Annotated in this window: 12 protein-coding genes; 4 read left to right on the top strand and 8 right to left on the bottom strand. The window is 61.8% G+C overall.

What is annotated here, in order from left to right:
- Window positions 1-15 precede the first annotated feature (15 nt).
- A complete protein-coding gene (locus BWR02_RS12350) occupies window positions 16-768 on the top strand; it encodes an ABC transporter ATP-binding protein (RefSeq protein ID WP_139558067.1) in 753 nt (250 codons plus the stop codon).
- The gene (locus BWR02_RS12345; protein WP_139558066.1) at window positions 765-1,562 is read left to right on the top strand and encodes an ABC transporter permease; all 798 of its coding nucleotides are present in this window, start codon (window positions 765-767) and stop codon (window positions 1,560-1,562) included. Before BWR02_RS12350 ends, BWR02_RS12345 begins: the two co-directional genes overlap by 4 nt.
- A 42-nt stretch (window positions 1,563-1,604) precedes the next feature.
- On the opposite strand, the gene tadA is transcribed toward BWR02_RS12345, so the two are convergent.
- The 8 genes from tadA to amoC form a co-directional block, all read right to left on the bottom strand.
- A complete protein-coding gene (gene tadA / locus BWR02_RS12340; protein WP_268921417.1) occupies window positions 1,605-2,087 on the bottom strand; it encodes a tRNA adenosine(34) deaminase TadA in 483 nt (160 codons plus the stop codon).
- Window positions 2,078-3,652, bottom strand: a complete 1,575-nt coding sequence (gene guaA / locus BWR02_RS12335) for a glutamine-hydrolyzing GMP synthase (protein ID WP_139558065.1) — start codon at window positions 3,650-3,652, stop codon at window positions 2,078-2,080. The genes tadA and guaA overlap by 10 nt, the downstream gene beginning before the upstream one ends.
- Before the next feature lie 27 nt (window positions 3,653-3,679).
- Window positions 3,680-5,143 (bottom strand): IMP dehydrogenase, encoded by a 1,464-nt coding sequence (guaB, locus tag BWR02_RS12330; RefSeq protein ID WP_129884091.1) that lies wholly within the window; start codon window positions 5,141-5,143, stop codon window positions 3,680-3,682.
- A 137-nt stretch (window positions 5,144-5,280) separates the two neighbouring features.
- Window positions 5,281-6,204, bottom strand: coding sequence for a hypothetical protein (locus tag BWR02_RS12325; RefSeq protein ID WP_139558064.1), 924 nt, complete (start codon window positions 6,202-6,204; stop codon window positions 5,281-5,283).
- A 66-nt stretch (window positions 6,205-6,270) separates the two neighbouring features.
- Complete coding sequence (locus tag BWR02_RS12320) at window positions 6,271-8,421, bottom strand: YgiQ family radical SAM protein (RefSeq protein ID WP_139558063.1); 2,151 nt, start codon at window positions 8,419-8,421, stop codon at window positions 6,271-6,273.
- A 172-nt stretch (window positions 8,422-8,593) separates the two neighbouring features.
- A complete protein-coding gene (locus BWR02_RS12315) occupies window positions 8,594-8,857 on the bottom strand; it encodes a hypothetical protein (RefSeq protein WP_139558062.1) in 264 nt (87 codons plus the stop codon).
- A 324-nt stretch (window positions 8,858-9,181) separates the two neighbouring features.
- Window positions 9,182-9,622 (bottom strand): hypothetical protein, encoded by a 441-nt coding sequence (locus tag BWR02_RS12310; protein ID WP_139558061.1) that lies wholly within the window; start codon window positions 9,620-9,622, stop codon window positions 9,182-9,184.
- A 206-nt stretch (window positions 9,623-9,828) separates the two neighbouring features.
- Entirely contained in the window at window positions 9,829-10,590 is a 762-nt protein-coding gene (amoC, locus tag BWR02_RS12305) for a bacterial ammonia monooxygenase, subunit AmoC (protein WP_139558060.1), read from the bottom strand.
- A gap of 484 nt (window positions 10,591-11,074) precedes the next feature.
- Here amoC and BWR02_RS12300 point away from each other — a divergent pair, with 484 nt between their 5' ends.
- The gene (locus tag BWR02_RS12300; protein ID WP_162560123.1) at window positions 11,075-11,707 is read left to right on the top strand and encodes a response regulator transcription factor; all 633 of its coding nucleotides are present in this window, start codon (window positions 11,075-11,077) and stop codon (window positions 11,705-11,707) included.
- 85 nt (window positions 11,708-11,792) lie between these two features.
- A complete protein-coding gene (locus BWR02_RS12295) occupies window positions 11,793-12,614 on the top strand; it encodes an ATP-binding protein (RefSeq protein WP_139558058.1) in 822 nt (273 codons plus the stop codon).
- The last annotated feature ends 59 nt before the right edge of the window (window positions 12,615-12,673 follow it).

Here is a 12,673-nt window from a genome sequence, read left to right as displayed (position 1 = left end):
AACGCCGGAGCTGTGATGGAACACGCGATCATCGTGCGCGACCTGCGAAAGCAGTACAAACAGGTCAATGCAGTGGACGGGATTTCGTTCAGCGTGCCGGCAGGAGGAACCTGTGCCCTTCTCGGCGGCAACGGCGCCGGCAAGACGACCACGCTATCGATACTGCTGGGGCTGCTATTGCCCACCTCCGGCGAGGTGCGGATCCTCGGCACGGATGTGATCCGGCATCGGCATGCCGTGCTGCCCTCAATGAATTTCACGTCGCCTTATGTCGATCTCCCGCACCGGCTGACGGTGGCGCAAAACCTCGACGTTTACGCTCGCCTGTACGGCATCCGTCGCCGGCGCGAGCGCCTGCGCGAAGTGGCGCGGACCTTCGATCTCGATGAAATCTGGCAGCGCAAGTACGGTTCCCTGTCGGCGGGACAGAAGACCCGCGTATCGCTGGCGAAGTCGCTGATCAACGAGCCGCGGGTGCTGCTGATGGACGAACCGACGGCATCCCTGGATCCGGCCTCGGCGGACCGCGTCCGCGGCTGGCTCAGCGACTACCAACGCCGAATCGGAGCCACGGTGCTGCTCGCATCGCACAATATGTTCGAGGTCGAGCGGCTGTGCGACGATGTGGTCATGTTGAGGAAGGGGCGCATCGTCGACCGTGGAACGCCCGCCTCGCTGCTGCAGCGCTATGGACGGTCCAATCTGGAGGAAGTCTTCATCGACATTGCGCGTGGCGATGAACGCCAACCGGAGGGAGCTGCGCGATGATCGGCGCCAGCCGCAGGGTGTTGGCCCTTATCGTCCGATACCTGTACCTGATGCAGAGCTCATGGCCGCGCCTGCTGGAGCTGGCCTATTGGCCGACCGTGCAGATGATCTTGTGGGGACTGATCAGCAAGTTTTTGGTCGGGCAGGGGCATTGGCTAGCCGAGGTCTCGGGATTGCTCATCGCTGCCGTGCTGTTGTGGGATGTGCTGTTTCGCGCGCAGCTCGGCGTGGCGCTGCCTTTCTTCGAGGAGATGTATTCGCGCAATCTGGGCAATCTGTTCGTCAGCCCATTGCGGCCGATCGAACTGATTCTGGCGTTGCTAGTCATCAGCATGCTGCGGACGTTAATCGGCGTCGGGGCCGCGGCAGGATTGGCAATCCTCCTGTACGAATACTCGATCTTCGATATGGGGTTGCCGCTGCTCGCGTTCTTCGTCAACCTGATCGTCATGGGCTGGTCCATCGGGCTGATGGTCGTTGCGATGGTGTTGCGCTGGGGGCTGGGAGCGGAAGGCCTGGCCTGGGCGATCATCTTCGCCTTCGCGCCGCTGAGCGGAATCTACTATCCGATCGCGACATTGCCGGAGTGGTTGCAGGGAATTGCGCTGTCGCTGCCTTCGGCGCATGTTTTTGAAGGCATGCGGGCAACGATGCAGGAACACCATTTTTCTGCGGATCATTTCTGGGCCGCCGTGGGTCTGAATGTGATCTATCTCGGGCTGGGCGTGGGCGTGCTGTTGCTGGGCTTTCACATCGCCCGGAAGCGCGGTCTCTTGTTGCAGATGGGAGAGTAGTGCCGGGCGTCGTCTGCAGCGTGGAGTACGAGTCCTGGGAAGCTATCGCCGGGTCTGAAAGAAGTTCCTGAGCACCTGCCCGCAAGCTTCGGCCAGGACCCCGCCGCGGTACGCGACGCGGTGATTGGCGAAGCTTGCGTCGGTCAGTTGCAACTGGCTGCAGACGGCGCCGCGCAGCGGATCCGTCGCGCCGAATACGAGGCGCTGCAGCCGGGCATTCAGAATGGCGCCCATGCACATGACGCAGGGCTCCAGCGTCACATAGAGCGTGCAACCGACGAGCCGGTAATTGCCCTCGCTCCGGCCGCCTTCCCGCAACGCAACGATTTCGGCATGGGCCGTGGGGTCGGACAGTCGGATCGGTGTGTTGAAGCCCTCGGCGACGGTCCGCCCCTCCCTGACCAGCACCGCGCCCACCGGAACCTCACCCAGGGCCTCGGCGCAGCGCGCGAGTTCGAGCGCCCGGGCCATCCACAATTCGTCGTCCGTCTCGATCGTGGACGTAACCGGATTGCCTATTCCCACTCGATCGTCGCCGGCGGCTTTCCGGAAATGTCGTAAGTGACCCGTGAAATGCCGGGGGTTTCGTTGATGATCCGGCGCGAGACGATGTCGAGGAATTCGTAGGGCAGGTGGGCCCAACGCGCGGTCATGAAATCGATGGTTTCGACCGCGCGCAGCGCGATCACATAGTCGTAGCGCCGTCCATCACCCATTACCGCGACGGATTTCACCGGTAGAAACACCGCGAAGGCCTGACTCACCTTGGCATAGAGGTCATGTTTGACGAGCTCTTCGATGAAGATCGCGTCGGCCCGGCGCAGCAGGTCGGCATACGCCTTCCGGACCTCGCCGAGGATGCGGACGCCCAGGCCGGGCCCGGGAAACGGGTGTCGGAACACCATGTCGTAGGGCAGCCCGAGTTCCAGACCGACCTGACGGACCTCGTCCTTGAAGAGTTCGCGCAGCGGTTCGAGCAGCTTGAGGTTCATCCGCTCGGGCAGACCGCCGACATTGTGGTGCGACTTGATGACGTGCGCGCCGCCGGACGGAGTGCCGGCCGACTCGATCACGTCCGGATAAATCGTGCCTTGTGCGAGCCAGCGGGCGGTTGCGAACTTGGCGGATTCGGCTTCGAAGATCTCGACGAAAAGGCGGCCGATGATTTTTCGCTTCTGCTCGGGATCCTCCACACCGGCCAGCGCCGAGAGAAAGGTCTCCTCGGCGTCGACGCGGTCGACGCGAACCCCCATGTGCTGGGTGAAGGTCGCCATGACCTGATCGCCTTCGTTCAGACGCAGCAAGCCCGTATCGACGAAAACGCAGACGAGGCGATCGCCGATCGCCTTGTGCAGCAAGGCCGCAACGACGGATGAATCGACGCCGCCGGACAGGCCCAGAATGACCTGGTCGTTGCCGACGCGTTCACAGATCGTACGGACGCTGTCGTCGACGATGTTGCGGGCAGTCCACAGTGTGTCGCAGGCGCAGATTTCCTTTACGAAACGTTCGAGCAGCCGTTTGCCCTGGCGCGTGTGTGTGACTTCGGGGTGGAACTGCAGACCATAGAAGCCCCGCGCCTCATCGGCCATACCGGCGATGGGCGCGGTATCGGTGCTGGCGATCAGCTTGAAGCCGGGTGGCAAGACCGCGACCTGATCGCCATGGCTCATCCACACATCGAGCAGGCCATAACCCTCGGGTGTGGCGTGGTCTTCGATGTCGCGTAGCAGCTGCGAATGCCCGCGGGCGCGCACCTGCGCATACCCGAATTCGCGGTGGGCTGCGGCCTCGACGGTACCCCCGAGTTGCTGGGCCATGGTCTGCATACCGTAGCAGATGCCAAGCACGGGAACGCCGAGGTCGAACACCGCGTCGGCGGCGCGCGGGGCGTCGGCACCGAGCACGGTTTCGGGACCTCCCGACAGGATGATGCCACGCGGGGAAAATTCGCGTATCGCCGCGTCACTGGCGGCGTGGCCATGGATTTCGCAGTAGACCCCGATCTCGCGTACGCGGCGGGCGATCAACTGGGTGTACTGCGAACCGAAATCCAGGATCAGGATCCGGTGTTGATGGATGTTGGACATGAAGTACGCGGGAAGGCAGTGGATCGGTCAGTCGAGGCGGTAGTTGGGCGCCTCTTTCGTTATGGCCACATCATGGACATGGCTTTCGCGCATGCCCGCGCTGGTGATGCGCACGAAGCGGGCTTTGGTCCGCAGCTCTTCTATCGTGCGGCAGCCGGTATAGCCCATCGCTGCCCGGACGCCGCCGAGCAATTGCAGCACGATGGCGCCGAGCGTGCCTTTGTACGGCACCCGACCTTCGATCCCTTCCGGGACCAGTTTCTCGGCTTCGGCCGATTCCTGGAAGTAACGGTCGCTGGAACCTTGCTGCTGCGACATCGCGCCCAGTGAACCCATGCCGCGGTAGGACTTGTACGAGCGTCCCTGATACAGTTCCACTTCGCCGGGCGCTTCCTCGGTCCCGGCAAACAGGCTGCCGATCATGACCGTATGCGCGCCTGCGGCGAGTGCCTTAGCGACGTCGCCCGAGTAGCGAATGCCGCCGTCGGCGATCAATGGTACGCCGGTCCCTTCCAGCGCCGCAGCGACATTGGAAACGGCTGTGATTTGCGGAATCCCCACGCCGGCGACGATCCGGGTCGTGCAGATCGAGCCGGGGCCGATGCCGACCTTCACGGCATCCGCGCCGACGTCGACCAGCGCGCGGGCGGCATCGCCGGTTGCGATATTGCCGCCGATCACCTGTACCGCGGGAAAGTGCCGCTTTACCCAGGCAACGCGGTCCAGGACGCCCTGCGAATGGCCGTGAGCGGTATCGACGATGATGACGTCCACGCCGGCCTCGATCAGCGCCTCGACGCGCTCTTCCGTGCCGGTTCCGGTCCCGACCGCTGCTCCGACACGCAGCTGTTCCTGATCGTCCTTGCAGGCTTTAGGGTAGTCCTTCGACTTCTGGATATCCTTGACCGTGATCAGACCGCGCAGCTGGAAGTCCTTGTTGACGACCAGAATCTTCTCGATGCGATGCTGGTGCAGCAGCCGTATCGCTTCTTCCTTGCTGGCGCCCTCGACAACGGTGACAAGTTTCTCTTTCGGTGTCATCGCCCTCGTGACCGGCTCGTCGAGCCGGGTTTCGAAGCGCAGGTCGCGGCTGGTCACGATGCCGACCAGCGCATCGCCTTCAACGATGGGGACGCCGGAAATGCGCTTTTCGCGAGTCAGTTCCATGACCTCGCGGATGGTCGTCTGCGGTCCCACCGCGATCGGTTCCTTGATGACGCCGCTCTCGTACTTCTTGACGCAGCGCACCTCGTAGGCTTGTCGCTCGACCGACATGTTCTTGTGGATGATGCCGATGCCGCCTTCCTGGGCGATCGTGATCGCGAGGCGGGATTCGGTCACCGTATCCATGGCCGCTGCGAGCAACGGGATATTGACCGAGATGGAGCGCGTCAGACGCGTTTCCAGAGCCACGTCGCGAGGCAGGATGGCCGAGTGGGCGGGCACCAGAAGAACGTCGTCGAAGGTCAGTGCTTCTTGTTCGATACGCATCGGGTAAGACCCTGAAGTAAAGCTTGTCAAATCTATCGGATCGGCGGCCAAAGTCAAATCCGGGCATGAAGCGGCCGCGGCGTCACCGGATGCCGCGTTGCCTGAGGTAGCACGTGGGAATCGCCTGCCGTCAGGGCTCAGCCTCGCGCATCGGCACCGGAAGCGATCTCGCGAAACTCGGGAATCGATTCCATGAGTCCGGTCGCCAGGGCCGGTCCGGGCTCGGTCCGGTCCATTTCCTGATCGAAACGGATTATCGCCGCTTGGGCGATCGGGTCGAGGAAGGACGCTTTGAGGTTCCAGCTCAGCACAGCCGCGACGACATAGGGCCAGAAGCTCGTCGGAAAGGGGAGCGCGGCAGCGATCTTGAGGCAGGGAATCAGCAGCACTGCGTAGGCCACGATCCAACCGACCAGCATGACCAGGGCGACGTAGCCCCGTTGCGTCACGTAGGTCTTGAGGTCATGCGACTGTCTCATTATGCCAAGCTGTGCGACGCGCCAGGGACCTTGTTCCCGGGTGTTCCCCACGCGTGCGATCACGGCATCCGCATTCGAGCGGCTGATCCATGCCGTGAGCCGTTGGATGAACGGAGCGAGTTTCGGATGAACGGGCGGCACGACGGAAAGTCCGGCGAGCTGCGGCAACTCACTCAGTGTGGCCCTCACCTTTGCGTTCAGCTGGCGCGGCTGTGCGGTCGCGGGCAGGTACTCGGCGGCTGTCTGCTTCGCGAATTGCAGCTGCGCCTTGCCGGCCGGGATCAGCTCTCCCTTGACGACTTTGCTGAGCAGCAGCAGATGGGGAGTCACGACCGCCGTTTCGACGCTACCCCAGAAACGGCGCAGGAGCCAACCGAACGCCGTGAAGCCGGCCACGGCACCGACATTAGCGAAAAGCGTCGGATTCGCGCTGAGCGAGAACACGGCGATCGCCGTTCCCGCGCCGGCCAATGCCGCGAAGATGAAGCCGAACGCCAGTGCGAGAAAAACGACCCAGCGATAGAAGACGAAAGGCATCGTCTTCTCGACATTCTGCGTAGCGGTCAACAGACTGACTTTCATGCAGGGCAATCCTCTTCTTTTGTTGGGCGCTCCCGGCGGGGGCGCAGTGCGGGGACTTGCAGGGGGCTAACGGGTGCGGGTGGTCCCGGTGCGGTGTCGGCCGGCGCCTTTCTTGTTCGACCTGACGCGGTCCGGGAGGCCCGTGTGTTGCGTGCGGAATGGTTGTTTGGATCCGCGCGGCGCCGCTGACGCGTTGCCCGGTTCAGCAGGCTGCCAGGCGGGAATCAATTGTCGCTGGCCATTGCCGATCAGGTCCGCTCGACCCATCCGCCGCAGTGCGTCGCGCAGGAGCGGCCAATTCTTGGGGTCGTGGTAGCGCAGAAATGCCTTGTGCAGCCGCCGCTGCCGGTGGCCGCGCGGTACGTAGACCGACTCGCTGTCGGACGAAATCCGGTGCAGTGGGTTCTTTCCGGACCGGTACATGGCTGTCGCCATGGCCATGGGTGACGGCAGGAACGCCTGAACCTGATCGGCTCGAAAGCCATTGCGCTTGAGCCACAGCGCCAGCTCGAGCATGTCCTCATCCCGTGTCCCAGGGTGCGCCGCGATGAAATAGGGGATCAGGTATTGCTCCTTTCCGGCCTCACGCGAGTAGCGGTCGAACATCGACTTGAAGCGGTCATAGGACCCGATACCGGGCTTCATCATCTTGGACAGTGGGCCGGATTCCGTATGCTCGGGCGCGATCTTCAGGTAACCGCCGACATGGTGGGTCACCAACTCCTTCACATATTCCGGGTCTGTGACCGCGAGGTCGTAACGCAGCCCCGACGCGATGAGAATCTTCTTGATGCCGGGCAGGGCCCGCGCACGCCGGTAGAGCCGGATCAACGGTGCGTGGTCGGTATTGAGATTCCGGCAGATTCCGGGGTAGACACAGGAGAGCCGGCGGCAGGCCTGCTCGATTTCCGGACTCTTGCATGCTAACCGGTACATGTTGGCCGTGGGGCCGCCCAGATCCGAAATGACCCCGGTGAACGCGGGTGACGTGTCTCGAACCGCCTCGACCTCGCGGATGATCGAATCCTCCGAACGATTCTGGATAATGCGTCCTTCGTGTTCGGTGATCGAGCAAAAGGTGCACCCGCCGAAACAGCCCCGCATGATCGTCACCGAATGCTGGATCATCTCGAACGCCGGGATCCGCGCGCTGCCGTAGGACCTGTGCGGCATTCGGCTATAGGGCAGCTCGTAGACGCCGTCCATTTCCGCGGTTTCCAGCGGGAATGCGGGCGGATTGACCCACACCTCATGATCACCATGCCGCTGAATCAACGGACGGGCATTGTGCGGATTGGTTTCGAGGTGCAATAAACGGGACGCATGGGCGTACAGCAGCGTGTCGTCCTTGAGTGCGGTGTAGTCTGGCAAACGGATCGCCGTCCGGAGGTTGCGCCGCTTGATCTGGATGACCGCTTCGCGCGATCCCTCATCCGGAGATGCCGTAGCGCACGCGACCGGTTTCTCGGCGTAGGGGTCGGTAGCAACCGGCCCCAATGTGCCCGGCGGTGGCGCGGCCGGTTCGAGAATTCGCCAACCCTCGGGCGCGCATGGCAGGACGACGGCCGTCCCGCGAATGTCGGTCAGGCTGCGGACGGCTTCGCCAGCCGCCAGGCGGTGCGCGACCTCGACGATCGGGCGTTCGCCGTTGCCGAAGACGAGCAGGTCGGCCTTGGCATCGACGAGGACCGAACGTCGCACCTTCTCCGACCAATAGTCAAAGTGCGCGACCCGTCGCAGGCTGGCCTCGATGCCACCGAGGATGATCGGCACATCCTTGAACGCTTCGCGGCACCGCTGCGCATAAACGGTGACGCACCGGTCCGGGCGGGCGTCCGCTTGGCCGTCGGGCGTGTAGGCATCATCGGAGCGCAGGCGGCGGTCCGAGGTGTAGCGGTTCACCATGGAATCCATGTTGCCGCCGGTGACCCCGAAAAAGAGCGTGGGTCGCCCGAGTCTCGAAAAATCTGCGGCGGACCTCCAGTCCGGTTGCGCGATGATTCCGACACGAAAACCCTGAGCTTCGAGCAGACGCCCGATAAGCGCCATGCCAAAGCTCGGATGATCGACATACGCGTCGCCGGTCACCAGAATGATGTCGCAGGCATCCCAGCCGAGCGAGTCCATTTCCTGCCGTGTCATCGGCAGCTGGTAGGCCGTACCAAAACGTTGGGCCCAAAATTTCCGATAACTGAACAGGGCTGGAGGTCGCGACATGGAACTGGAGCGAATGACGGGATTTGGGGTGACTCGGCGCAGGGGGGATTAGCCGCCAATTCTGCCCGTATTCGTCGGGTGGAGCAAACCGCTCGGCAACATTCCTTCGCTGCGGCCGGCTGATGGGATCAGCCCCAAGGCTGCCCGCTTAGGCGGCGTAAGTGGAATCTGATCAATCGGACCGGCGGGAAGACTTACTGACGAGATCCCGCTCGAAGGGCGTACCAGATCGAGTTTTCGACTCCTTGATTACACCGATGCCCCAGATACCCCACGACGCTGTTTTGAGCATCAGCAGCGGTATTGCGACCGTCTTGATTCCCCAGATCAACACAGCGACGGCGCTGGCGCCGGAAACACTCCACGCCAGGATGCCGAGTGGGCCGCCGATGGCTATTTTCAACCAGCGGTATAGTTTTTGTTTTACTACTTCCATGGCCGCCTGAGGACGTAGAGCTATCCGAAAGCGGCCTGCTACCGGGACTGCGTCGAAGCGGCGCTTCGCTCCGCACTTAGCTGCAAGTCACATCCGCACTATCCGCCTTGACCGCCCAAAGGTGCGACAGCCAACGCCTCGTGATCGTAACAAGGCGCAGGTGTCCGTGCAATCAAACTTTGGTCGCCCACTGCGACAGTGAACACGCTGGATGGCAAGCACCTGTGACATCGCGTGCCAGGCAGGTTCATGGCCCGACTCCCAGGTGGTGCGACAGGCCGATCGGTAGAAGGGCCTGCCACTCCATTTTCCTATCCCGAGGATTCAGCTTTCGCGTATGTCCAGACCCTGTAGGGTCCAATTGCTCTGGTCCATTTCGTCGCCGCCCGTGTATTGCACATTGCAGGCGAAATTCTTTCGAACCTGCTTTCCAGATTCGTCTTGTTCGATGACGTAAGAACTGACGAGGTACCGGCCGCTAGCAACTTCCCAGGCTTTCGACTCCTCGGTTCCAAATTGAAGGATATGATCCAGCCCGAGATCGTCGCGAACGAACTCGACGCAGTGCGACAACGCAATCTGGCTGCGATCTTTCTCCACAATTGCGCCGGGAGATGCGTCGAACGCATCCGATTCCACGACGCCCTCAACGAACGGCATCACGGCCTTGTTCTGGAAAAAGTACAAACCGACGATGAAAGCGATGAGAAGCAAACCCGAATATTTGACATGCGGTTTTCTGCTGGGTGGTACTGCACTCGCCATTTTATTAACCCTCGCAACGCGTTTAGTGTGATCGTTTCGGCTCGCCCGCAACCCGCGGGTGATGGTGCGGCCGACGAAGCCTTATCTCTAAGGGAATTACATCAATGAAGCCACTGCCGACGTTTCATCAGCAGTGGCCCTCGTCAAAGCGGTGCGCACCGCCCTAAAAGCTCGACGCGCACCGCGATCAGACTCAGAACGGTCGTTTATGCCAAGTCAGGGCAAAGATCGTTCTTGATCAGCTTGGTGAAGCTGTAGAAGGTCTGGGTCAACGTACCCATCACCGCCAGCGCCAACCAGCCGAAGATCACGAAGCCGTAGTGCAACGGCGCGACGAACAGCTCTTCCATGAACCAGAAGGTGTGACCCCACTCGTTCAGACCGACGTTCGGCAGAATCATGAACGGACCGACGACCAGAATCAGGTACGGCAGCGAAACACCTTCGCTGAAGTACGGCAGACGGGTCTTCGCGTACAGGAACGCCGCAAAACCGGTGATGATGTAGATCGGGTAGCTCAGGTAGAACTCGATGATGTGCGACGGCGTGAAGTCGGTGTCGCGCACGATCGTCTGATGCCACGTGCCGTCCTGCTCGGTGAAGTAGGAAGCACCCCAGTAGATCGCCCATGCGTAAGCAACCAGCCACACCAGGTGGGTGAAGTTGCGACGCAGCTCTTCGCGCGGCGCCAGTGCCGCCAAATTGCGGTCACGCGTCTTCCACAGGTAACCCCACAGGATCGACGCCGTGGTGATCTCCAACACGATCTCGGTGTACAGGAAGTTCATCCAGTACGTCTCGAACTCCGGTGCAAAAGAGTCCAGACCGGCCGACCAGCCGTAGACGCCTTCGTACCAGCGAACCCACATGTAAAACACCGTGTAAATAGCCAACGCAAACGTCAGCCACTTCATGTCGAGTAACGGTTTGTCTTGTACGGCCACGCCGCCAATGGTTGTTGCAGCCATTTCTTACCTCGTTAGTTGTGTGTATCAAAGCCGCTCGAGCCTGACTGTTTGCCCGGCGACGAAGGTGAGACTTGCATCACATAAAAAAATTCCCCGTCCGCTAAACTCCTCGCGGTTTGGGGCCCACCGGAGGGCGTCGCGAGAGGGTTGGTTCGGACCGGCCATGGCGCCGCCGAACGGCTCGCAAAGCGCCTCCATGGCGCGAACGGCCTAGCCCACAAGCGCAATAGTCGGGGCTGGAAGGGCTGGGTTAGACTCCGGACTAGCTGACCGACGGAATTTACACTCGGGCCGGTGCGGTCTTTTTAAGTTGTTGAAATGAAATGCCATGAAAAGGATGGCATCGAATGTGCTTTATTCGGTGCGCATTGCTTGCAGTGCAATACGTGCGAACCGTGTCGGGGGGGCGGTTCGTCTGTCATCGTGTTCCGCGCGGCTGGAGTCCGCAAGGAGCCGATTGGTACCTTCAGACTCCCGATGTATCGTGAAACCTACAATCTTTCTTGTCGATGATGACGATGCGGTAAGGGCTGGCCTGGCGGCTTTCCTCCGCAACAGCGGCTACAACGTGACGGCCTTCTCCTCGGGGCAGGACTTCCTTCGGGCCTTTCAGCCCGCTCGCGGGCCCGGTTGCGTACTGCTCGATCTCAAGCTGCCCGGCATGAGCGGCCTCTCGGTCCAGGAGGAACTGATTGCCCACGGGATCGACCTGCCGATCATTTTCATGAGCGCCTACGCGACCGTTCCAGAGTCCGTGCAGGCGATGAAGACCGGTGCGGCCGATTTTCTGCAAAAGCCGTTTTCCAGCCCGATGCTGCTCGATCGAATCTCCGAAGCCCTGGAGCGGGATCGCGCTGCGCGTGAAAGACACTCGGCGCAGGAGCATGCCCGACAGCTCTATGCTCGGCTCACGCATCGTGAGCAGGAAGTCGCGCAACTCGTCGTGGCAGGCAACACCAGCAAGGACATCGCACAATTACTGAAGATCAGTCCGCGCACGGTGGATCATCACCGCACCAGTATCCTGGTGAAGCTGCAGGTCGAGTCGATTGCGGAACTCGCCGCGCTCGTTGCTGCCGTCGGCAGCGATGAGCGTCAAGCTGCGGACCGTCCCTAGTGGATACCATGGCGTGGCGGGTCGAGCGCGATCCCCTTGCATGGTACCGTCTGTGCCGGAACGGGTTGGACGGACTGCAGAGCCCATGAACGTTGAATGCTCTGATCAGATCGATAGCCCCGAGGCGGAGGCGTTTGCCGTTCCCGATACGGAGTCGATCGCCGAGGCACTGCTGTTCGCGAGTCCCGGCTGGGCGCATGATGTGGGTAATTCGCTGCAGGCTGCGGGCCTGAATGTCGAACTCCTTAAACTCCAATGCGGCCAAGGGCCAGCTAACGCACAGGCGCGCAGCGCTGTAGACGCATTACAGATCCAGCTCGACCGCATTCGCCAGTTGGTCGCGATCTGGGTCCACTTATCGATCCCGGATGCGGTCGAGGCTTCGCCATTCGACTGGCGGGAGCTTTTCAACGACCTCGCGATCCTGTTGTCCGTGACACTCCGCCATCGTGATTGCTCGGTCGAGATCGCTTGCCCCGAGGTCGATCTCGTGGTCGACGGCGACCGCTTCGCCTACCTCCATGTCTGTCTCGCGCTGACCCGGGCTGTGCTTGAGAGCATGCCGAGGGGTGGGCACTTACTGTTTCGGGCGGAGCCGAAAAGCGGCAACGTGCTGCGTTGTTGGATCGCTCAGGACACTGCTGCCGCCGTGACGCCCGAGTGCGAGTCAGTAGGGACTCTAGCCGGGATGCAAGCAGTTCAGGCCGCGTCGTCTGGGCGCGGCGTGAGTTTCGCGCGGCGTACCATCGAGCGGGATGGCGGGGTGCTCTGGTGTGAGGGTTCCGCTGCCCGCCCGGTTGCCTTCTGCTTCGAACTGCCGCTGGTTGGTGACGATTTGAAGTCGCAGTGTCAGGCACCGGGCTACGAGTCCCGCTACAAGGCCCGTCTACCGGACGGCATGTCGTAGGCGCTACAGGCGTAACGACATTCTCAAGCAGTATTCGTATCTAAACACGAGCCATTGCC

Origin of the sequence: Methylotetracoccus oryzae (assembly GCF_006175985.1) — a bacterium.
In the GTDB taxonomy this organism is placed as follows: domain Bacteria; phylum Pseudomonadota; class Gammaproteobacteria; order Methylococcales; family Methylococcaceae; genus Methylotetracoccus; species Methylotetracoccus oryzae.
The sequence above is the reverse complement of the archived record's forward strand: the minus strand, read 5'-3'. Positions and strand labels throughout refer to the sequence as shown.

What these genes read in the sequence shown, in the direction of transcription:
- BWR02_RS12320 (WP_139558063.1), bottom strand. Translation starts at nt 8,421, where the DNA reads ATGTCGCGACCTCCAGCCCTGTTCAGTTATCGGAAATTTTGGGCCCAA.
- guaB (WP_129884091.1), bottom strand. Translation starts at nt 5,143, where the DNA reads ATGCGTATCGAACAAGAAGCACTGACCTTCGACGACGTTCTTCTGGTG.
- BWR02_RS12350 (WP_139558067.1), top strand. Translation starts at nt 16, where the DNA reads ATGGAACACGCGATCATCGTGCGCGACCTGCGAAAGCAGTACAAACAG.
- BWR02_RS12315 (WP_139558062.1), bottom strand. Translation starts at nt 8,857, where the DNA reads ATGGAAGTAGTAAAACAAAAACTATACCGCTGGTTGAAAATAGCCATC.
- BWR02_RS12295 (WP_139558058.1), top strand. Translation starts at nt 11,793, where the DNA reads ATGAACGTTGAATGCTCTGATCAGATCGATAGCCCCGAGGCGGAGGCG.
- BWR02_RS12325 (WP_139558064.1), bottom strand. Translation starts at nt 6,204, where the DNA reads ATGAAAGTCAGTCTGTTGACCGCTACGCAGAATGTCGAGAAGACGATG.
- BWR02_RS12345 (WP_139558066.1), top strand. Translation starts at nt 765, where the DNA reads ATGATCGGCGCCAGCCGCAGGGTGTTGGCCCTTATCGTCCGATACCTG.
- guaA (WP_139558065.1), bottom strand. Translation starts at nt 3,652, where the DNA reads ATGTCCAACATCCATCAACACCGGATCCTGATCCTGGATTTCGGTTCG.
- BWR02_RS12310 (WP_139558061.1), bottom strand. Translation starts at nt 9,622, where the DNA reads ATGGCGAGTGCAGTACCACCCAGCAGAAAACCGCATGTCAAATATTCG.
- amoC (WP_139558060.1), bottom strand. Translation starts at nt 10,590, where the DNA reads ATGGCTGCAACAACCATTGGCGGCGTGGCCGTACAAGACAAACCGTTA.